Below are 21,540 nucleotides of genomic sequence, written 5' to 3'. Positions count from 1 at the left end.
CGGCGCGACTGGCGATGACGCTGCTTGCGACCGCCAGCTGCCTGGGCAGCGCCGCAGCCGGCGATCTGGCCGATGTGGCGTCGCTTCCCGATCCGCCGCCGCCCAGCGCCACGCCACAGCCGCAAACACTCTATCTGGACGTGACCTTGAACCAGGCCGACCGCGGCTTGGCGCCGTTCGAACTGGTCGACGGGCGGCTGCGCGGCTCGGTGGAAACCCTGCGCAAACTCGGCTTCATCCTGGCCGACCGCGTCCCTGGCGAATTGGTCGATCTGGACCGCCTGCCCGACGTGGAAGTGCGCTACGACGCCGCGCTGCAGCGGCTCGCGCTGCAGGCGCCGCTGGCGCAGCTGTCGTTGTCCACCACGGTACTGAAAGCCGAAGAAGTGGCTCCGCCCAGCGCCACCGCATCGCCAGGCATGCTGCTCAATTACGACCTGTATGCCACCCGCAACGCCGGCGTCAGCAGCGCGTCGCTGGCCACCGAAGTGCGCGCCTTCGGCATCGGGGGCGGCATGGTCGATACCACTGCGGTCTTTCTGGCCTACGACCGTCCACAGGACAAACGCTGGCGCAGCGAAGCGGTGCGCCTGGATAGTGCCTGGCAGATGGATTTCCCGGATAGCGCCACCAGCCTGAGCGTGGGCGATTTCTATAGCGGCTTTGTCGACTGGAGCCGCTCGATCCGCCTGGGCGGCGTGCAGATCGGCCGCAATTACGCCTTGCAACCATATCGGGTACTGACGCCCACGCCGAGCTTTCTCGGCGAAGCGGCGGTGCCTTCCACCGTTGAGCTGTATGTGGACGGCATGCGCCAGTACAGCGGCCAGGTGCCGGCCGGCCCGTTTCAGCTGGCCGCGCAACCGGGCATCAGCGGCACGGGCCAGGCGCAGATCGTGGTGACCGATGCGTTCGGCCGCGTGCGTCGGCTGGATTTTGCGTTCTATGGCACACCGCAGTTGCTGGCGCGCGGCATTTCCGAATGGTCGGCCGGCATCGGCCATCTGCGCCGCGACTACGGCGTGCGCTCGTTTTCCTATGACCGACGTCGTGTGGCCAGCGCCACCTTTCGCAAAGGCCTGCGCGACGACTTCACGATCGAAGCGCATGCCGAAACTGGCGGTGGCGTGATCAATGCAGGCGCAGGCGGCGTGTGGTTGCTTGGCGTGGGCGGTGTATTCAACGCCGCCTACGCGCACAGCCGGATGGACGCGTTGCGTGGCGGCCAGTACGTACTGGGCTACGCCTGGAACAACCGGCGTTTCAACGTCAATCTGGGCAGCCAGCGCACCCATGGCGATTACCGCGACCTGGGCGCGTTGCAAGGCGCCCTGCCAGCGCGCGTCAGCGACCGCGCAGCACTCGGCGTCAACGTCGACCCGATCGGTTCGCTCGGCACCAGCTATGTGCGGCTGAGCTATCCGCAGGGCGATACCTCGCGCTATGCGAGCGTGTTCTGGTCGCGCAGCTTCGGGCGCAACTGGGCGGCCAATTTATCGGGCAATCAGAATCTGGATGTCCCCAGCGATCGCAGCCTGTACCTGTCGCTGTCGACCACCTTCGGCGAAGTGCGTCAGGCCAGCGCATCGATGCAGCGCAACGGCGACCGCACCGGCGTGGTGGCCGATATCAGCCAGCCGCTGCCTGGCGATGGCGATCTGGGCGGCATCGGCTGGCGCCTGCAAGGACGTGCCGGCGACGATGCCAGCGGCGGGCTGGCCGAACTGGGCTGGTTGAACCGGGTCGGCCGTTACAACCTCGGCGCAGCAACCCAGGACGGCGACAGCTTCGGCTATGCCAGCGCCAGCGGCAGCCTGGTGTGGATGAACGGCCGCACCTTCGCCGCGCGCGATATCCAGGACGCGTTCGCGGTGGTCACCACCGACGGCCAGCCCGGCATTCCGGTGCGGCTGGAAAACCGCTTGATCGGGGTCACCGACGCGCGCGGCACCCTGCTGGTCACGCCACTGCAATCCTGGCAGCGCAACCAGCTCTCCATCGACACCTTGAGCCTGCCGGCGGACCTGCGCGTGGACCGGGTCGACACCACGGTGACACCGCGCCAGCAATCCGGTGTGGCGGTGCGCTTCGGCATCACCCGCGTGCGCGCCGCCATCATCGTGCTGCACGATGCGCGCGGCGCGCCGCTGCCCGTCGGCAGCATGGTGCAGCGCGAAGGCAGCACCGACCGCGTGGTGGTCGGCTACGACGGCGAAACCTATCTGGACAATCTGCAACGCGACAACCGCATCCTGGTGGACCTGCCCCAGGGCCGTTGCGTTGCGCAGTTCGCGTATCCCGCCGACCCGGGCGGCATCCCGCGAGTGGGCCCGCTGCAGTGCATCCCTGAGCAGACCACGCCATGAGCATGTCCGCGTGTTGGCGCCTGATGCTCGCGCTGACGATCGCGATGTTGTGGCTTTGGCCCAGCGAGCGGGCGCACGCGGACACCACCTGCACCGTCACCCTCGGCACGCCGTTGGCATTCGGCAACGTGGCGGCCAACGGCACCACCGATGCAGTGGCAACACTCAATGTCTCCTGCGCGACGGCCGCGCTCAGCGTGCTGGGCTATGCACAAGTCAGCCTCTGCCTGGACCTTGGCCCCGGCAGTGCCAGCAGCGGCGTGTATGCCCCGCGCCGCATGCTCAACTCCACCAGCGACAGCCTGGATTTCCAGATCTACAGCGAGGCAACACGCACGCAGATCTGGGGCGCCACCGGGTCGGCCGCTCCCTCGCCGCGGACATTGACACTGTCCTACACCGTCCCGGTGATCACCGGCGGCTCGCAGACCGCCACCATCACCGTGTATGGGCGGATTCCGGCCAACCAGATCCTTTCGGTCGGCAACCACACCAGCAGCTTTGGCGGCGCCGACACCGTGCTGCGCTACTCCTACAACGAAAGCATCACCGGGATGCCCTCGCTGCCGAGCAGTTGCACCGCTGGCGGCCCCGGCTCCAAGACTGCCAGCAACGCCTTCCCGTTCACCGCCTCGGCCACTGTGCCGGCTCGCTGCAATGCCTACGTCACCACCGATCTGGACTTCGGCAGCATCGCCGGCAGCATCGACACCGCCATCGATCGCTCCTCCACCATCAGCCTGGCCTGCACCAACCGCACCGCCTGGAATATCGGGCTGGACAATGGCAGCAATGCCAGCGGCAGCGTGCGGCGCATGCGTCACGCCAGCAGCGCCAATTACATCGACTACGAGCTCTACAGCAATACCGGGCGCAGCAATCGGTGGGGCACCGTCATCGGGGTGGACACGCTGTCCGGCACCGGCAATGGCACCACCCAGACCGTCACGGTGTATGGACGCGCGCCGGCCCCACAACTGCCGATTGCCGGCGCCTACACAGACACGGTGACCGTCTCCATCACTTACTGACAGTTAATAAAGTTCGTATCGGGGGCGTCGCTATTTCTTACGTCTCCAATGCAAACGATTGCCTCCATGACGCAGGTCACCCTCCTGAAGCGACTGACCCTGGTTGCTCTGACTGGCGTCGCGACCTCTACCGTGGCGAACGCGGCCACTGCGCGGGGGCCGGAGAACTCCACCCTGCACATCGGCCTGCGCCTGCTCAGCGGTTGCGAACTGCGTACCGCGCCGCCGCGCGCCAGTTGCTCCAGGGGCACGCCGATGGCGATCGCCGAGCCGCCCAGCAGCAATGAGGCACCCGCTGTCACCAGCACCGGCCAGGACGCCAGCGCACTTGCCGGGCCGATGCCCGCAGGCAGCGCGCGCATCACCACCATCGCGTTCTGAGCATGGCCACTGCCCGCTACCTTCGCGATCTGTTGGCCTTGGCCCTGGTCCTGGGCGGTATGGCAGGAAGCGGCGCCGCCAGTGCTGCCGAGATCGCCATCGCGCCGACCACCGCGCATATCCCGGCCGACAGCGATCAGGTAACGGTCTGGCTTTACAACCAGGCCGCCCAGCCATGGCGTGCCGACGCCAAGCTCTACCGCTGGCGCCAGGACGGTGAGCGCGAACTCCTTGAGCCGGCCACCGGCGCCACCGTCAGCCCGGCGCATTTCGAAATACCGTCGCAGGGCCGGCAACTGCTGCGCGTGATCCGCCTCGGCCCCAGCCCCACGCAGGCCGAAGACAGCTACCGGCTCGTCGTGACCCAGCACGCGATCGGCAACGAGACCGACCTGCTGCGTTATTCCACCCCCGTGTTTGCACAGCCCAGCCAGGCCCGCGCAGCGCAACCGGCGCTGCATGCCAGCCTGGCCGGGCACGGCAGCCAGCGCGCGTTGCGCATCTACAATTCCGGCCCCAGCCATGCGCGCCTGGCCGACCTGGCCTATATCGATGCCGGCGGTACCCGCCGCAACATCCGCAACGACCTGGCCGGCTACGTCCTCCCCGGCCAGACCCGCCAATGGACCCTGCCCGCCAACCTGCCCGCAGGCAGCGGCCGCTTCGTGGCGCGTATCAACAGCGATATCGAAAGCACGCTGGCCTTGGAGCCGGGAGTGGGGAATTGAGAATTGGGAATGGGTCAAGCGGATTGCGCTAGCTGATCGTGGGCTCGTGAACGCCCAAGCGCACCAGGCTCTGCGATTCCCGATTCCCGATTCCCGATTCCCGATTCCCGATTCCCGATTCCCGCCAATTGCATCACGTTGACTCGCCGGCTATACTCCGCCGGCTGTTTTGCGTCTCTTGCGCATTGCGTCGTCCACGTCGGACGTCACCGACGAATTCACACCTGCTGCCGCCATCCGCGCCGGGGTGCCCTCACAAGGGGTTCGTCGCGGAGGCAACAGGGAAGCCCAACCCCGGAATTACGTGCGTTTGACTGCGAACCTCTCGCAAGAACCCGCACATCCATGTGCGGACTCTTCAAAAGTCAGGGCCGCGCACGGCGATTCCGCTCTTACGGAGTTACTGCAATGCCCCAAGTCACCATGCGTCAGATGCTGGAAGCCGGCGTCCATTTCGGCCACCAGACCCGCTACTGGAACCCCAAGATGGCGCCGTACATCTTCGGCGCGCGCGGCAAGATCCACATCATCAACCTCGAGAAGACCGTTCCGCTCTTCAACGACGCGATGAACTTCCTCTCCTCGGTTGCGCAGAAGCGCGGCACCGTGCTGTTCCTGGGCACCAAGCGCAGCGCGCGCGAGTCCATCAAGGAAGAAGCCGAGCGTTGCAACATGCCGTTCATGACCCAGCGCTGGCTGGGCGGCACGCTGACCAACTTCCGTACCGTCAAGCAGTCGGTCGCCCGCCTGAAGGAGCTGGAAGCGGCAGAGACCGACGGCACCTTCGACAAGCTGGTCAAGCATGAAGTGCTGGGCCTGCGTCGCGAGCGCGAGAAGCTGGACGCCTCGCTCGGCGGCATCAAGGAAATGAACCGTCTGCCCGACGCGATCTTCGTGATCGATATCGGCCATGAAGACATCGCCATCAAGGAAGCCAAGAAGCTCGGCATTCCGGTGATCGCCGTGGTCGACACCAACTACGATCCGGCCCTGGTCGACTACGCCATCCCGGGCAACGACGACGCCATCCGCGCCGTGCAGCTGTACGCACGCGCCGCTGCCGATGCCGTGCTGGAAGGCAAGGCTGCTGCGCCGAACTCGGCGTCGGTGCGCGAAGAAGAGTTCTCGGCCGACGCCGCCGACGAAGGCAAGGGCCGTCGCGCTCCGGCCAAGAAGGGCGACAAGAAGGCTGACGCCGCCGAGTAATCGGCGTGCAATGCGGCCGCACCATGCTGTGCGGCCGCAGCCCCGACGGCGCCCTCGCGCTCCGTCGTTGAGGCTACTGCACACATCTACGGGGGCGGCGGCATGCCGCACCGTCTCCTACTGGCGGAATCACTTCCGCCGCACGCATTCGTCCATATGAGGTAATTCCATGGAAATCACTGCTTCCCTGGTCAAGGAACTGCGCGAGCGCACCGGCGCCGGCATGATGGAGTGCAAGAAGGCACTCGTCGAAAACGCAGGCGACATCGACGCCGCGGCCGAGTGGCTGCGCAAGTCGGGCCTGGCCAAGGCCGACAAGAAGGCCGACCGCGTTGCCGCCGAAGGCCGCATCGCCACCGCCCAGGCCGGCGGCAAGGCCGTGCTGGTCGAAGTCAACTCCGAGACCGACTTCGTCGCCAAGGACGAGAACTTCCTGGCCTTCACCGAGGTTGTGGCCAATGCCGCACTGAACTCGGACGCTGCCGATGCCGAAGCGCTCAAGAGCGTCAAGCTCGACAGCGGCGAGACCATCGAAGAGCGTCGCGCTGCGGTGATCGCCAAGGTCGGCGAAAACCTGCAGGTGCGTCGCCTGGTCCGTATCGACAGCGCCAACAACGTCGCGGCCTATGTGCACGGCGGCCGTATCGGCGTGCTGGTCGAACTGAAGGGTGGCGACATCGAGCTGGCGCGCGGCATCGCCATGCACATCGCGGCGATGAACCCGCCGCACGTCAAGGCGTCCGACGTTCCGGCCGAATTCGTTGCCAAGGAAAAGGAAATCGAACTGGCCAAGATGTCCGAAAAGGACAAGGCCAAGCCGGCCGAGATCCTGGAAAAGATCATCAGCGGCAAGATCAGCAAGATCATCAACGAAGTAACGCTGTACGGCCAGCCGTATGTGCTCAACACCGACCAGACCGTCGAGCAGGCAGTCAAGGCCGCCGGCGCCGAAGTGATCGGCTTCCAGCGCCTGGCCGTTGGCGAAGGCATCGAGAAGGTGGTGGAAGACTACGCCGCCGAAGTGATGAAGCAGGCCGGCCTGGCCTGATCTTCCCCGCTCGAACGAAAGCCGCGGCATGCCGCGGCTTTTTTTTGCCTGTCGATCGCGCATCCGCACACCGGCGCGAACCTGAAGCGAACGCATCCGGCACAGCGGCAAAGCGGCCTCAACTCTACAGATGTCATCGGCATTGCCGTTACCCCAAGATGCCGACCAGGCTTTTCGCGTTCCATCACGCATGTCTTGTGGCGCGGCGATGGCGGAGCATGGCGCGCCCCACTCAACGACCGCAGCTGTATGCTTGTGGCCACTGTTGGCAATGACTCATGCAACCAGATCTCCAGGCCGCCCTGCACTACTGCCGCAACCTGCCCTCGCCGCCTGGCGTTGCGCTGCGCATCATCGAACTTGCGCAGGATCCGGACGTGGACATGACCACCACGGCCAAGGTCATCGGCATGGACATGGCATTGAGCGCACGCATGCTGAGGGTGGCCAATTCCCCGCTCTACGCCAGTCGCCGCCGCATCGACAATCTCGGCCAGGCACTGACCATGCTCGGCCTCAACGCGACCTTGAGCCTGGCACTGGGCTTTTCGATGGTGCACGGCGTTCGCAGCACCTTCATCGCCCACCCCCTGCATGAGCGCATCTGGCGACGCGCCGGCCTATGCGCGCTGGCCAGTCGCATCCTCGGCCAGGCCTACGGCATCCGCAAGCCCGAAGAATTGATGCTGGCCGGCCTGCTGCAGGACATCGGCAAGTTGGCCCTGCTGCAAGGTGCGCCGGATCTATACGGGCCGCTGCTGGAACAGGCCGCCGACAACACCGCGCTGCTGGATGCCGAACGCGAACAGCTGGGCGCCACGCATGCCGAAGTCGGCGCCTGGCTGGCGCATCAGTGGCAGCTGCCGCCGTATCTGCAGAATGCGATTGCGCAGAGCGAAGAAGAGCCGGCAGGCCTGGAACCGTTCATGGCCTGCGTGGCGCTATCGGGGCGCCTGGCCGATATCTGGCTCTCGGCCAGTGCGGTCGCCGCAACCGAACATGCGCAGCAGCAGGCCCAGGACGTGCTGGAGCTGGATGCCGAACGCTTCGAAAAAGTGATCGAACGCATCGCCGAATCGCTACCGGAACTGGAAGCGCTGTTCGACATCCGCGTGCCGCAGCCCGAGCACATCCAGATGATCTTCGAGCAGGCGCGTGAACTGGCGATGCTGCGTAGCCTGCGCGAATTGCAGGACGTGGCCGAAGCGCGCCGGCATGCCGACGAATCGGAAAACCGCATGCGTCATCTGGCCGAACAGGCCAGCCGCGATGCGTTGACCGGGGTATTCAATCGGCATCAGCTCGGTACCGCGCTGACGCATGAGTTCGAACTGGCCTCGCGGCAGGGCTGGCCGCTGTCGATCGCCTTCATCGACCTGGACGACTTCAAGCGCGTCAACGATGCGCACGGACATCTGGTCGGCGATGAAGTGTTGCGCAATTTCGCGCAAACGCTGCAACGCATGGTGCGCACCAGCGACCTGGTGGCGCGCTACGGCGGCGAAGAATTCCTGGTGATCCTGCCCAATACACCTGCCGATGCGGCGCTGATGGTGATCGAACGCATCCTGGCCGAAACCGCGCGCACGCCGATGGCGCAACTGCAGGGCGGCCCACTGCATATCACCTTCTCTGCGGGTCTTGCCACGCACGGCGGTGCCGAGCGCCAGTTCGACAGCATCGACCATCTGTTGCAGGCCGCCGACAGCACGCTGTATCGCTCCAAGCATCGCGGCCGCAACCGCGTCACCGCTTACGATGCGACCGACGTACCAACGCCGCCGAACCCGCGCGCGCATTGAGCAACCGGTCACGCCACTGCCAACAAAGGAATTTTTACCACGCCAGGTGACAGGCTTCCGCTAGAATTGCCGGCGTTTGCCGATCCCCCACCCCCGAGGTTTCCCCATGTCCGAACTTTCCTATCGCCGCATTCTTCTCAAACTTTCCGGGGAGGCGCTGATGGGAGACGGGGATTACGGCATCGACCCCAAGGTCATCAATCGTCTGGCGCATGAGGTGATCGAAGCCCAGCAGGCCGGCGCGCAGGTGGCGCTGGTGATCGGCGGTGGCAACATCTTCCGCGGCGCTGGCCTGGCTGCCAGCGGCATGGACCGCGTCACCGGCGATCACATGGGCATGCTGGCCACGGTGATCAATGCATTGGCGATGCAGGATGCGCTGGAAAAGCTCGGCGCCAAGGTGCGCGTGATGAGCGCGATCAAGATCAACGACGTCTGCGAAGACTTCATCCGTCGCCGCGCGATCCGTCACCTGGAAAAGGGTCGCATCGCGATCTTCGCCGCCGGCACCGGCAACCCGTTCTTCACCACCGACTCGGGCGCAGCGCTGCGCGCGATCGAGATCGGTGCCGACCTGCTGCTCAAGGCGACCAAGGTCGACGGCGTGTACGACAAGGATCCGAAGAAGCACACCGATGCGGTGCGCTACGACAGCCTGACCTACGACCAGGTGATCCTGCAGGGCCTGGAAGTGATGGATACCGCCGCCTTCGCACTGGCGCGCGACAGTGACCTGCCGCTGCGCATCTTCGGCATGAGCGAACCGGGCGTGCTGCTGCGCATCCTGCATGGCGAGCAGATCGGCACCTTGGTGCAGGGCCGCAGCTGAGGCTGGGAATCGGGATTGGGGAATCGGGAATCGTTGAGCGCAGTGCTGACGCCTGCGTTGATGCCTGTCCGTCGAGCGCCTCCAGCGGCAAGTGAACCGCTGCGCGGGTGTTGACGGCCCGCGAGTCGTGAAACCTCAGTCCCGGCTATAATCTCCGGATTCAGCTCCACACGGATTCCCGGCGATGCTCACCCAGATCAAACAAGACGCGCAGACGCGCATGACCAAGAGCATCGATGCTCTGCGCCATTCCCTCACCACCATCCGCACCGGCCGTGCCTCGCCGGCGCTGCTGGACGGTATCAAGGTCAAGGCCTACGGCGCCGACACGCCCCTGAATCAGGTTGCCAGCATCAGCGTGTCCGAAGGCCGCTCGCTGGTCATCAGCCTGTTCGACAAGGGCATGATCAAGGACGTGGAAAAAGCCATTTACGCCTCGGACCTGGGTCTGACCCCGACCGTGGTCGGCACCGTGATCCGCCTGAACCTGCCGCCGCTGACCGAGGAGCGCCGCAAGGAGCTCAGCAAGTCCGTGCATGGCGAGGGCGAAGACAGCAAGGTGGCCATCCGCAACATCCGCCGCGACGCCAACCAGCAGGTCAAGGATCTGCTCAAGGACAAGGCCGTCACCGAAGACGAAGCCCGCAGCGCCGAGGACGATATCCAGAAGCTCACCGACAAGGCCATCAAGGACGTGGATGAGGTCGTCAAGGGCAAGGAACAGGAATTGATGACGGTCTGATCGTGGCGTCGCCTGCCATGCATCCAGTCCCCTCTGCTGCTGTGCCGCGCCACATCGCCATCATCATGGATGGCAATGGGCGTTGGGCGCAGCGTCGGCGTCGTCCACGCGTCATCGGTCACCGTGCCGGCGCGCGCGCGGTCAATCGCACGATCGATTTCTGCCTGGAAAAAGGCGTCTCGGCGCTGACCCTGTTCGCGTTCTCCAGTGAAAACTGGGGCCGTCCGCAGGATGAGGTCGACGCGCTGATGAAGCTGTTCCTGCATGCGCTCGACCGCGAGGTGGAAGAACTGCAGCGACGTGGCGTGCAGGTGCGCTTCATCGGCGACCGCAGCCGCTTTGCCGCACCCTTGCGCGACCGCATGGCCGGCGCCGAGCGCAGCACCGCAGCGAACTCGCGGCTGGTGCTGAGCATCGCCGCCAGTTACGGCGGCCGCCAGGATATCGCCTCGGCTGCCCGCGCATTGGCCGAAGACGTCGCCGCCGGCCGCCTGCAGCCAGAGCAGATCGACGAAGCGCTGCTGTCCAGCCGGGTCGCCCTGGCCGACCTGCCCGCGCCGGACCTGTTCATCCGCACCGGTGGCGACACCCGCATCAGCAACTTCCTGTTGTGGCAGCTGGCTTACACCGAGCTGTGGTTCACCGAAACCCTGTGGCCGGAGTTCGATGCCGGCGTGCTGCAGCAAGCGCTGGACGACTATGCCGGGCGTGAACGTCGCTTCGGCCTGACCAGCGCACAGATCGCCGACAAGGCGACGGAGAGCTCCTCCGCATGACCAAGACTCGCGTGATTGCCGCGCTGATCATGGCGCCGCTCGCGATTTGCGCGATCGTGCTGCTGCCCACCCAATGGCTGGCAGCGCTGGCGGCGGTCCTGTTCCTGACCGGTCTGTGGGAGTGGCTCAAGCTCTCCGGCATCGACGACAGCCTGCCGCGCACCGTGCTGCTGATGCTCAATCTGCTGCTGATGGTGCTGATGGTGTGGGCCTCGGCCGGCTCCATGGTGCTGTTCCAGATTGCGTCGCTGGTGGGCGTGGCGTGGTGGCTGTTGGCGCTGCTGTGGCTGCGTTTTTTCACCTTCGGCGCCGATCATGGTAATGGCCAGGCGCGCGCACTCAAGCTGGCCGCCGGCACCCTGGCAGTGCTGCCGGCGTGGGCGGCGCTGGTGCTGCTGCATGCCAGCCCGGACAAGGGCAACCTGTGGTTGCTGACCGCGCTGACCATGGTGTGGGCGGCTGACTCCGGCGCCTATTTCGCCGGCCGCGCGTTCGGCAAACACAAGCTGGCGCCGCGGGTCAGCCCCAACAAGACCATCGAAGGGTTGCTCGGAGGCCTGCTCGCCGGCATTGCGGTTGCCTGCGCGTTCGGCTGGCTGGCCGGGCTGACGCTGGCACATGTGCCGCAGCTGGTGCTGGTCTCCGCACTGGCAGTGCTGGCATCGGTGCTGGGCGACCTGTTCGAAAGCCTGCTCAAGCGCCACGCCGGCGCCAAGGACTCGGGCACGCTGATTCCGGGCCATGGCGGCGTACTGGACCGCATCGATGGCGTGCTCGCTGCCCTGCCGGTGTTCGCACTCGGCAAGGAAATTCTCGGATTCTAGGCATGGCTGGCTCCTCTCCCCGTCAGGTCGCCGTGTTCGGCGCCACCGGCTCGATCGGCACATCGGCGCTGGACGTGATCGCCCGCCACCCCGAGCGGCTGCGTGCCAGCGTGCTGTCGGCCGGCAGCAAGGTCGATGAGCTGCTGGCGCTGTGCGCGACCCACCGGCCTGCGCATGCGCTGATTGCCGATGCAACGCTGTACCCGGCGCTGCGCGATGGCCTGCGCGCACGGGGCCTTGCGACCCAGGCGCACGCCGGTGCCGAGGCGCTGGACGCACTGGCGAGCAGCGATGCGTGCGACACCGTGGTGGCCGCGATCGTGGGTGCGGCCGGGCTGCCGTCTACGCTGGCGGCGGCGCGCGCCGGCAAGCGTCTGCTGCTGGCCAACAAGGAATCCCTGGTCCTGGCCGGCGAGCTGCTGACCCGCACCGCAGCCGCCGCCGGCGCTGAAATCATCCCGATCGACAGCGAACACAGCGCCATCTTCCAGTGCCTGCGCTCTTGCGACGCCACCCGCGGCGTACGCCGGGTCATCCTGACTGCTTCCGGTGGCCCGTTCCGCGGCCGCGATCGCGCGGCGCTGGCGGCGGTCACGCCCGCGCAAGCAGTGGCGCATCCCAAGTGGTCGATGGGTCCGAAGATCTCGGTGGATTCGGCGACCCTGATGAACAAGGGCCTGGAAGTCATCGAGGCGCATCACCTGTTTGGACTGCCCGGCGAGCAGATCGATGTGCTGGTGCATCCGCAGAGCCTGGTGCATTCCCTGGTGGAATTCGTCGACGGCTCCACCCTTGCCCAGCTTGGCCTGCCGGACATGCGCACCACCCTGGCGGTCGGCCTGGCGTGGCCGGAGCGGGTCGAATCCGGCGTCGGCGGGTTGGATCTGCTCAGCCAGGGCCGGCTGGATTTCGAGGCCCCCGACACCGCCGCATTCCCATGTCTGCGCCTGGCCTGGGACGCGTTACGGGCCGGCGGCACCGCCCCGGCGATCCTGAACGCGGCCAATGAAGTGGCTGTTTCAGCGTTTCTTCAGGGCCAGGTGGGTTTCCTAGCGATCCCTGCGTTGGTCGAACACACGCTGACAACGCTCCAGCGGCACAATGCCGATTCCCTCGACACCCTGCTTTTTGCCGATGCGCAAGCCCGGCAAATCACTGAACGCGCCCTCGCCCACCACGCCCTTCATGCCTGATCGTTCCACGCACGCGAGTTGCACCCATGGGTGATTTCATCGGTTCGGTCTGGTGGATGATCGTCAGCCTGGGCGTGTTGGTGACCTTTCACGAATTCGGGCATTTCTGGGTCGCGCGGCGCTGCGGCGTCAAGGTGCTGCGCTTTTCGGTGGGCTTCGGCAAACCGTTGTGGATGCGCCGCGACCGCCACGGTACCGAGTTCGTGGTTGCCGCGATTCCGCTGGGCGGCTACGTCAAAATGCTCGACGAGCGCGAAGGCGACGTGCATCCGGCCGAGCAGGACCAGGCCTTCAATCGCAAGACCGTGTGGCAGCGCATCGCGATCGTCGCGGCGGGTCCCATCGCCAACCTATTGCTGTGCATGGCGATGCTGTGGGCGATGTTCGTGGTAGGCAAGCAGGATTATTCGGCAACCGTCGGCCGCGCCGATGGCCTGGCCGCCGAAGCCGGGCTGACGCCAGGCGAGCGCATAGTACGCATCGACGGCCGCAGCGTGAGCAGCTGGAGCGACGCCAGCATGCAGCTCACCACTGCGGCAATGGACAGGCGCGATGTCCGCGTCCTGACTGCCTCTGACACTGCGAGCAGCAGCGAACACACCTTGCGCCTGTCGCAGTTGCCGGTCGGTTTCGACGAACGCCGCGTGGCCGCCCTGGCCGGCATCGGCTGGCAATTCATGCTGCAGCCACCGGTGATCGCCGAAGTGGTGAAGGGCTCGGTGGCCGATGGCCTGCTCAAACCGGGCGACCGCATCGTGGCCATCGACGGCCAGCCGATCCGCTCGGCCGAAGACATCATTCCGCAGGTGCAGGCGTTGGGCGCCCACGGCGGGCCGGGCATGATCGAGGTGGCGCGCGGCGAAGACCGGCTGGCGCTGGAAATCGCCCCGCGCAAGTCGCCGCAGGGCCAATGGATGATCGGCGTGCGTCCGGCCGCCGCTCCGGCTCCGGAATACGACAGCCGCCAGCAGTACGGGCTGTTCGCCGCCGTGCCGGCCGCGATCCGCGAAACCGGCCGGATGACCGCCGATTCGCTGGGCATGATGAAGCGCATGCTGACCGGCCAGGCCTCGGTCAAGAACATCTCCGGCCCGGTCACCATTGCGCGCGCTGCCAATGCCTCGGCCGAACGCGGGCTCGACTGGTTCCTGTATTTTCTCGGGCTGCTGTCGTTGAGCCTTGCGATCATCAACCTGATGCCCATCCCGATCTTGGACGGTGGGCATCTGCTGTATTACCTTATCGAGTTGATCAAGGGCAGCCCGATCAGCGAACGGGCCATGATTGCCGGACAATACGTCGGCCTGGCGGTCCTGGCCGGGTTGATGGGACTGGCGTTCTACAACGACATCCTCGGCCTGGTTCCACGATGAAGCTGCTCCACTCTTTCCGCCTGTTGTCGTCGTCATACGCCGGCATCCAGCAACACCCGAATACGACTCCAACCGGATGTGACATGACGCGTCTTCCCACTCGCCGCCTGCTTGCCCTCGCTCTTGCCGCCGGCCTCAGCCTGCCGGCCGTTGCTCTGGCCGTCGATCCGTTCGTTGCCAGCGACATTCGCGTCGACGGCCTGCAGCGCATCGCCTCCGGCACCGTCTTCACCTATCTGCCGGTGAACCGCGGCGACACCGTGGACGATGCAAAGGTGGCCGACGCGATCCGGGCGCTCTACCGCACCGGCTTCTTCGAGGACGTGCAGCTGGACCGCCAGGGCAACATCCTGGTGATCACGGTCAAGGAGCGCCCGGCGATCAACAAGCTCACCGTGACCGGCAACAAGGACATCAAGTCCGAGGAACTGCTCAAGGGCCTGGGTGACATCGGCCTGTCCGAGGGGGGCACCTTCGATCGCCTGAGCCTGGACCGCGTGACCCAGGAACTGACCCGCCAGTACAACAACCGCGGCAAGTACAACGTGGAAATCACCCCGACGGTGAGCCCGCTGGACCGTAACCGCGTCGACGTGGCCATCGCGATCAAGGAAGGCAAGGCGGCCAAGATCCGCCATGTCAACCTGATCGGTACGGAAAAGTTCGCCAACGAGGACATCCTGGACAACTGGGAATCCAAGGAGCACAACTGGGCCTCGTGGTACCGCCGCGACGATCAGTACTCCAAGGAAAAGATGTCCGGCGACCTGGAAAAGCTCAACTCCTGGTACCTGGACCGCGGCTATGTCGACTTCAGCATCGACTCCACCCAGGTCTCGATCAGCCCCGACAAGCGCGATATGTTCATCAGCGCCGGCGTCACCGAGGGTGAGCAGTACAAGATTTCCGAAATCAAGGTCACCGGCGACACCGTGCTGCCGCAGGCCGACATCGAGCGCCTGGTGATCCCCAAGGCCGGCGACATCTTCTCGCGTGCGCTGCTGGAGTACACCTCCGATGCGATCACCAACACGCTGAGCAACGTCGGTTACGCGTTCGCCAAGGTCAACCCGATCCCAACGCCGAATCGCGAGGACCGCACCGTGGCAGTGAACCTGCAGGTGGTGCCCGGACCGCGCGTGACCGTGCGCCGCATCCTCTACAAAGGCAACAGCCGCACCTCCGACGAAGTGTTGCGCCGCGAAATGCGTCAGTTCGAGAACACCTGGTACTCGCAGGCGGCGATCGACCGTTCCAAGATCCGTCTGCAGCGGTTGGGCTACTTCGAAAGCGTGGATGTGGAAACGCCCGCGGTGCCCGGCAGCAACGACCAGGTCGACGTGGTCTACAACGTCAAGGAGACCACCTCCGGCAGCTTCGTGTTCGGCCTGGGTTACTCGCAGAGCTTCGGTGTGACCACCTCGGTGCAGTTGTCGCAGAACAACTTCCTGGGCGGTGGTAACCGCGTGGCAGTGGAGGCCTCGCGCAGCAGCTATCAGCAGCGCTACGCGTTCTCCTACACCAACCCGTTCTTTACCGACGACGGCGTGTCGCTGGGCTACAACCTGTCCTGGCGTGCACTGGATTATTCGGACTTCAACACCGCGCAATTCAACAGCAAGAACGGTTCGGCGCAGGTGGTGTTCGGTGTGCCGATCACCGAAAACGACACCGTCTCGGCGATGGTGGGTATCGACAGCAACCAGATCACCACTTTCGCGGGCACCACACCGCAGGCGATCATCGACTACATCAATGCGATCGGCACGCGCACCTTCCATGCCTGGCGCACCGAGCTGGGCTGGGCACGCGACACCCGCAACGACTTCTTCATGCCGACCCGCGGCATGTACCAGCGTGTGGGTCTGGAGACCACCCTGCCCGGCTCCACGGTCGAGTACTACAAGCTCAACTACCAGATCTCCAACTACTGGCCGATCATTCCGGCGCTGGTGTTGAACACGCGCTTCGAACTGGGCTACGGCGACAGTTACGGGAAGGACAGCACCCGCGTGCTGACCAACCCGGATGGCAGCACCCGCACGGTCACCGCCACCGGCCTGCCGTTCTACGAGAACTTCTACGCCGGCGGCACCAATTCGGTCCGTGGCTTCGAAGACAACACCCTGGGCCCGCGTTCGGAAGCGATCAATGGCTATACCCGCGGCCAGCCGCTGGGCGGATCGTTCAAGACGGTGGGCTCGGTGGAAATGTATTTCCCCAAGCTGTTCGACAGCCCGTCGGCGCGCGTTTCGGCATTCGTCGACTTCGGCAACGTGTACAACGGCGTGGACAACTTCAAGGCCAACGAGTTGCGCGCCTCCACCGGTGTGGCGCTGTTGTGGCGCGCGCCCGTCGGCCCCATTTCGATCAGCTATGCATTCCCGCTGAAGAAGGAAGACAACGACGAGATCGAGCGTCTGCAGTTCACCTTCGGCGGCCAGTTCTAAGATTGGCACGCGAAACAATGGCGGCCCGGACGCCCGGGCCGCCATTGTTGTTTGAACACCCTGGTAGGAAACAGCGTTAGAAGTAGTCGTTCCAGACATTGCCCAGGCAGGTGGCGGTGGCGCCCCAATCGGATGCGTCCACGCACTGCACCTGCTGGTCCCAGAAGCTCAGAGCGTTGGTGCGCTGCTGTGCGAAATCGTCGGCCGATGCACTGGTGACTGCGCCCAGCAGGATCACGCTACCGAAAATGGAGAGAACAGTTTTCATATGTTTCTTCCTGGGTTCGCCGCATCGTTGCGGCCCGGCAAGCAATACGCTCGATTGTTTAGCCAACTCTTGACGACGTTTTCGAGCTGTTAAACCAGCCACTTATCGTTTACGCGAGGTTTACCCTGATGCGATTGACCGCCAGTGCGATTGCCGAACAATTCGGGTTGACCGTCGTCGGTGACGGCACCACCGAAGTCAGCGGCGTCGCCACCCTGGCCCATGCAGGCGCAGGCCAGCTGAGCTTCCTGTCCAACCCGCGCTATCGTCCGCAACTGGCCGACACCCAGGCCGCTGTCGTGGTGCTGCGTGCCGACGATGCCGAGGCCGCTAAAGGCACCGCGCTGGTCGCCAAGGACCCGTACACCGCGTTCGCCAAGATCGCCGCGCTGTTCGATGTGGCACCGGTGCGCGAACCGGGCATCCATGCCTCTGCGGTGATCGACCCGACCGCCCAGGTCTCGGCCACCGCGCATGTCGGTCCGTTCGTCAGCATCGGCGCGCGTAGTCGCGTGGGCGATGGCTGCGTGATCGGTACCGGCAGCATCATTGGCGAGGACTGCGTGGTGGACGCCGGCAGCGAGCTGCTTGCCCGCGTCACCCTGGTCACCCGCGTGCGGCTGGGCAAGCGCGTGCGCATCCATCCCGGCGCGGTGATCGGCGCCGATGGCTTCGGCCTGGCCATGGATGCCGGGCACTGGATCAAGGTGCCGCAGCTCGGCGGTGTGGTCATCGGCGACGACTGCGAAATCGGCGCCAACACCTGCATCGACCGCGGCGCGCTGGAAGACACCGTGCTGGAAGAAGACGTGCGCGTGGACAACCTGGTGCAGATCGCGCACAACTGCCGGATCGGCGCGCACAGTGCGATTGCCGGCTGCACCGGCATTGCCGGTAGCGCCAAGATCGGCCGTTATTGCCTGCTGGGCGGGCATGTCGGCGTGGTCGGCCACCTGGAGATCTGCGACAAGGTGGTGATCACCGGCAAATCTGTCGTGCGTAATTCCATCCATGAGCCGGGCGAGTATTCGTCCGGCACCCCTCTCACCGACAATCGCACGTGGCGCAAAAACGCCGCGCGCTTCAAGCAGCTTGATGTGCTCGCTAGGCGCATCCTGGCTGTGGGCAAGGAGAAAGAATGAGCCACCACGTTTACGAACTGCCGATCGACGTCAGTCAGATCCAGACGCTGCTCCCGCACCGTTACCCGTTTCTGCTGGTCGACCGCATCCTCGAACTCGATCTTGAAACCAAGTGGATCGTGGCGCAGAAGAACGTCAGCATCAACGAGCCGTTCTTCCAGGGCCATTTTCCGAACCGTCCGGTCATGCCTGGCGTGCTGATCATCGAGGCGCTGGCGCAGGTCGGCGGCGTAATGACCCAGCTCGGCCTGGGCCGCGATGCCTTGTCGCAGCTGTTCTATATGGTCAAGGTGGACAAGGCCCGCTTCAACAAGCAGGTGGTGCCGGGCGACGTGTTGATCATGGAAGTGCAGATGAAGCGCCTGATCCGCAATGTGGGATGCTTCTACGGCGAAGCCAAGGTCGATGGCGAAGTGGTGGCCAGTGCCGAGGTGATGTGCGCCGGCGCCAGGTAATCACCCGCTTTCGGAGTAAGACACGATGCGCGATTCAACACCTTTGATTCATCCGACGGCGGTCATCGATCCATCGGCAACGCTGGCGGACGACGTCCGCGTCGGCGCCTTCTCGCTGATCGGCGCCGATGTGCAGATCGGGGCGGGCACCGAGGTGGGGCCCCATTGCTCGATCCACGGCCCGACCCGGATCGGTCGCAACAACCGCTTCATCGGCCATGCCGCGATCGGCGGCGAACCGCAGGACAAGAAGTACGCCGGCGAACGGACCGAATTGGTGATCGGCGACGGCAACGTGATCCGCGAATTCGTCACCATCAATCGCGGCACCGGCGGCGGTGGAGGCATCACCGTGGTCGGCAACGACAACTGGATGCTGGCCTATACGCACGTGGCGCACGACTGCCATGTGGGCAACCACTGCGTGTTCTCCAACAACACCACGCTGGCCGGCCACGTCACCGTCGGCGACTACGTGATCATCAGCGGTTTTGCCGGCGCACATCAGTTCTGCCGTATCGGCGCGCACGCCTTCCTGGGCATGGGCGCGCTGACCAACGGCGACGTCCCGCCGTTCACCATGGTAGGCAGCGAATCGCTGGGACGTCCGCGCGGCATCAATAGCGAAGGGCTCAAGCGCCGCGGTTTCGACGCCGAACGCATCACCGCGATCAAGCGCGCCTACCGCACGCTGTACGTGGCCGGCCTGCCGCTGGCAGATGCCAAGCTCCAGCTGGCCGAACAGGCCAAGAGCAGCGACGATGTGCGCGGGATGCTCGAGTTCATCGAAGCAGCAGAACGGCCCTTGTTGCGATGAAGGGAATTGGGAATCGGGAGTCGGGAATCGTGGACGGCCAGCGCAACGGCGCGTCGGTCGGCAGCGTTACGACTGCGCTACCGATTCCCGATTCCCCACTCCCGATTCCCGGTGCGCGCAGGCGCGCACCTCGCATCGCGCTGATCGCCGGCGAGGCCTCTGGCGACATTCTCGGCGCGGGGTTGATCGAGCAGTTGCGGCTGCGCTATCCGAATGCCGAATTCGTGGGCATCGGTGGCGATGCGATGCGTGGCGTCGGTTGCCAGACCTGGTTCGATGCCAGCGAGCTGGCGGTGATGGGCCTGACCGAGGTGCTGCGGCATTTGCCGCGCCTGCTCAAGCTGCGCAGCGCGTTCCGCGAGCGGGTGCTGGCGTGGAAGCCGGACGTGTTCATCGGCATCGACGCGCCGGATTTCAATCTGCCGGTGGAACGCTGGCTCAAGCAGCGCGGGATCAAGACCGTGCACTACGTCAGCCCGTCGGTGTGGGCGTGGCGCGAGAAGCGTGCCGAAAAAATCGGCGTCAGCGCCGATCTGGTGCTGTGCCTGTTTCCGATGGAGCCGCCGATCTATGCCAAGCATGGCGTGGACGCCCGCTTTGTCGGCCACCCGATGGCCGACGATATCGCCTACCAGGCCGACCGCGCAGCGGCGCGCGCAACGCTGGGCCTCTCCGCCTCCAGCACCGTCCTGGCAGTGTTGCCCGGCAGCCGGCACGGCGAAATCAGCCGGCTCGGCGACACCTTTTTCCAGGCGGCCTGGCTGGTGTCCGAGCACCTGCCCAATCTGCACGTGCTGGTACCGGCCGCCAATTCGGGCTGCAAGCAACTGCTGGCCGAGCAGCTGTCACGCTCGTCGCTGCCGGTGATGCGCTCGCATCTGCTCGACGGCCAGGCGCGCACCGCCATGCTGGCCGCCGACGTGGTGCTGCTGGCCTCCGGCACCGCCACGCTGGAAGCGATGCTGGTCAAGCGCCCGATGGTGGTGGGCTACAAGGTCGCTCCGCTCACCTACCGTATCGTCAAGCTGCTGGGCCTGCTCAAGGTCAACCGCTACGCCCTGCCCAATATCCTGGCCAATGACGACCTGGCGCCGGAACTGATGCAGGACGACTGCACCCCCGAGCGACTGTGCGTGGCACTGCTGGACTGGTTCAAACACCCCGACAAGGTCGCCGCCCTGCAGCCGCGCTACCTGGCCCTGCATGCGCAGTTGCGCCGCGATGCGTCGGCGCGGGCAGCGGATGCGGTGGCTGGGCTGCTGTCGCAGCGCGAATCGGGAATGGAGAATCGGGAATCGGCAGGAGCCGGCGCATGAGGCGCTCTACCTCCAATGGCGCGGTTGTCGTTCCGGCGACGCAGGACGGGCTTTTCCACGATTCCCCATTCCCCATTCCCGATTCCCGCCTGATCGCCGGTGTCGACGAAGCTGGCCGCGGCCCGCTGGCCGGGCCGGTGGCCGTTGCCGCCGTGGTGTTCGACCCCGGCAAGCCGCGCATCAACGGGCTGGACGATTCCAAGCAGCTCACGGCCGAGCGGCGCGAGCAGCTGTATGCGCGCATCGTCGACCGGGCGCTGGCGTGGTCGGTGGTGTTGATCGACAGCGAAGAGATCGACCGCATCAATATCTACCAGGCGACCATGCTCGGCATGCGGCGCGCAGTGGAAGGCGTGGCGCATGTGGCCGGGTTCGCGCGCATCGACGGCAACCGCGTGCCCAAGGGGCTGCCCTGCCCGGCCGAGGCATTGATCGGTGGCGACGCGTTGGACCGCGCCATCATGGCCGCCTCGATCGTGGCCAAGGTGACGCGCGACCGGCTGATGCACGAACTGCACACGCGCCACCCGGAATATCGCTTCGATCAGCACAAGGGCTACAGCACGCCGGTGCATCTGGCCGCGTTGCAAACCCACGGGCCATGCCCGCATCATCGGCGCAGTTTTGCGCCGGTGCGTCTGGCGCTGCAAGGCCGTGAAGGCCTGGAACCGGATCCCGGGACCCGGGACCTGGAGCAGTTGCAGGTCGGGCAACTGGTTGCGCCGCTGTGAGAGACGCCAGGGTCGGCATCGGCGTGTCCGGCTGCGCGTCGGAGCCTGAACAGCCGCACATC

Annotated in this window: 20 protein-coding genes; 19 read left to right on the top strand and 1 reads right to left on the bottom strand. The window is 65.4% G+C overall.

Features of this window, described 5'->3' with window-relative positions; translation table 11 throughout:
- Window positions 1–14: 14 nt before the first annotated feature.
- From EO156_RS01890 to bamA, 14 genes are all read left to right on the top strand, one after another.
- A complete protein-coding gene (locus EO156_RS01890; RefSeq protein WP_016849733.1) occupies window positions 15–2,366 on the top strand; it encodes a fimbria/pilus outer membrane usher protein in 2,352 nt (783 codons plus the stop codon).
- On the top strand, window positions 2,363–3,397 hold the full coding sequence (locus tag EO156_RS01885; protein WP_029828453.1) for a spore coat U domain-containing protein: 1,035 nt from the start codon (window positions 2,363–2,365) through the stop codon (window positions 3,395–3,397). Before EO156_RS01890 ends, EO156_RS01885 begins: the two co-directional genes overlap by 4 nt.
- Window positions 3,398–3,445: 48 nt before the next feature.
- Complete coding sequence (locus tag EO156_RS01880; RefSeq protein ID WP_016849735.1) at window positions 3,446–3,778, top strand: hypothetical protein; 333 nt, start codon at window positions 3,446–3,448, stop codon at window positions 3,776–3,778.
- A gap of 2 nt (window positions 3,779–3,780) precedes the next feature.
- The gene (locus EO156_RS01875) at window positions 3,781–4,506 is read left to right on the top strand and encodes a fimbria/pilus periplasmic chaperone (RefSeq protein ID WP_003485360.1); all 726 of its coding nucleotides are present in this window, start codon (window positions 3,781–3,783) and stop codon (window positions 4,504–4,506) included.
- 408 nt (window positions 4,507–4,914) lie between these two features.
- Complete coding sequence (rpsB, locus tag EO156_RS01870) at window positions 4,915–5,712, top strand: 30S ribosomal protein S2 (protein WP_005911732.1); 798 nt, start codon at window positions 4,915–4,917, stop codon at window positions 5,710–5,712.
- A 169-nt stretch (window positions 5,713–5,881) separates the two neighbouring features.
- Window positions 5,882–6,760: a translation elongation factor Ts gene (tsf, locus tag EO156_RS01865; RefSeq protein WP_005921626.1), complete on the top strand. Its 879-nt coding sequence runs from the start codon at window positions 5,882–5,884 to the stop codon at window positions 6,758–6,760.
- Window positions 6,761–7,038: 278 nt separating this feature from the next.
- The gene (locus EO156_RS01860; RefSeq protein WP_005924972.1) at window positions 7,039–8,562 is read left to right on the top strand and encodes a GGDEF domain-containing protein; all 1,524 of its coding nucleotides are present in this window, start codon (window positions 7,039–7,041) and stop codon (window positions 8,560–8,562) included.
- 106 nt (window positions 8,563–8,668) lie between these two features.
- Window positions 8,669–9,391 carry a UMP kinase gene (gene pyrH, locus EO156_RS01855; RefSeq protein WP_005911727.1) on the top strand — a complete coding sequence of 241 codons (723 nt, stop codon included), beginning with the start codon at window positions 8,669–8,671 and terminating at the stop codon, window positions 9,389–9,391.
- Window positions 9,392–9,575: 184 nt separating this feature from the next.
- Entirely contained in the window at window positions 9,576–10,133 is a 558-nt protein-coding gene (gene frr / locus EO156_RS01850; protein WP_005921623.1) for a ribosome recycling factor, read from the top strand.
- Window positions 10,134–10,150: 17 nt separating this feature from the next.
- The gene (uppS, locus tag EO156_RS01845; protein WP_016849736.1) at window positions 10,151–10,909 is read left to right on the top strand and encodes a polyprenyl diphosphate synthase; all 759 of its coding nucleotides are present in this window, start codon (window positions 10,151–10,153) and stop codon (window positions 10,907–10,909) included.
- Window positions 10,906–11,733, top strand: a complete 828-nt coding sequence (locus EO156_RS01840) for a phosphatidate cytidylyltransferase (RefSeq protein ID WP_003485370.1) — start codon at window positions 10,906–10,908, stop codon at window positions 11,731–11,733. Before uppS ends, EO156_RS01840 begins: the two co-directional genes overlap by 4 nt.
- A gap of 2 nt (window positions 11,734–11,735) precedes the next feature.
- Window positions 11,736–12,926, top strand: coding sequence for a 1-deoxy-D-xylulose-5-phosphate reductoisomerase (locus EO156_RS01835; protein ID WP_029828451.1), 1,191 nt, complete (start codon window positions 11,736–11,738; stop codon window positions 12,924–12,926).
- A gap of 26 nt (window positions 12,927–12,952) precedes the next feature.
- Window positions 12,953–14,299, top strand: a complete 1,347-nt coding sequence (gene rseP, locus EO156_RS01830) for an RIP metalloprotease RseP (RefSeq protein ID WP_003485372.1) — start codon at window positions 12,953–12,955, stop codon at window positions 14,297–14,299.
- Between the two features lie 83 nt (window positions 14,300–14,382).
- Window positions 14,383–16,749 carry an outer membrane protein assembly factor BamA gene (bamA, locus tag EO156_RS01825; protein WP_016849939.1) on the top strand — a complete coding sequence of 789 codons (2,367 nt, stop codon included), beginning with the start codon at window positions 14,383–14,385 and terminating at the stop codon, window positions 16,747–16,749.
- Between the two features lie 76 nt (window positions 16,750–16,825).
- Here bamA and EO156_RS01820 read toward each other — a convergent pair whose 3' ends face one another.
- Complete coding sequence (locus EO156_RS01820; RefSeq protein WP_011050898.1) at window positions 16,826–17,017, bottom strand: hypothetical protein; 192 nt, start codon at window positions 17,015–17,017, stop codon at window positions 16,826–16,828.
- Between the two features lie 128 nt (window positions 17,018–17,145).
- Here EO156_RS01820 and lpxD point away from each other — a divergent pair, with 128 nt between their 5' ends.
- The 5 genes from lpxD to EO156_RS01795 are packed head-to-tail and all read left to right on the top strand — an operon-like array spanning window position 17,146 to window position 21,478.
- Entirely contained in the window at window positions 17,146–18,159 is a 1,014-nt protein-coding gene (gene lpxD / locus EO156_RS01815; RefSeq protein ID WP_016849940.1) for a UDP-3-O-(3-hydroxymyristoyl)glucosamine N-acyltransferase, read from the top strand.
- A complete protein-coding gene (fabZ, locus tag EO156_RS01810; RefSeq protein ID WP_003485378.1) occupies window positions 18,156–18,614 on the top strand; it encodes a 3-hydroxyacyl-ACP dehydratase FabZ in 459 nt (152 codons plus the stop codon). Before lpxD ends, fabZ begins: the two co-directional genes overlap by 4 nt.
- A 25-nt stretch (window positions 18,615–18,639) precedes the next feature.
- Entirely contained in the window at window positions 18,640–19,431 is a 792-nt protein-coding gene (lpxA, locus tag EO156_RS01805; RefSeq protein ID WP_003485381.1) for an acyl-ACP--UDP-N-acetylglucosamine O-acyltransferase, read from the top strand.
- A 29-nt stretch (window positions 19,432–19,460) separates the two neighbouring features.
- A complete protein-coding gene (lpxB, locus tag EO156_RS01800) occupies window positions 19,461–20,747 on the top strand; it encodes a lipid-A-disaccharide synthase (protein WP_016849941.1) in 1,287 nt (428 codons plus the stop codon).
- On the top strand, window positions 20,744–21,478 hold the full coding sequence (locus tag EO156_RS01795; RefSeq protein WP_003485385.1) for a ribonuclease HII: 735 nt from the start codon (window positions 20,744–20,746) through the stop codon (window positions 21,476–21,478). The genes lpxB and EO156_RS01795 overlap by 4 nt, the downstream gene beginning before the upstream one ends.
- Window positions 21,479–21,540 lie beyond the last annotated feature (62 nt).

The sequence above is a fragment of the Xanthomonas sp. DAR33341 genome, assembly GCF_003992815.1.
Classification (GTDB): Bacteria; Pseudomonadota; Gammaproteobacteria; order Xanthomonadales; family Xanthomonadaceae; genus Xanthomonas; species Xanthomonas cissicola.
The sequence above is the reverse complement of the archived record's forward strand: the minus strand, read 5'-3'. Positions and strand labels throughout refer to the sequence as shown.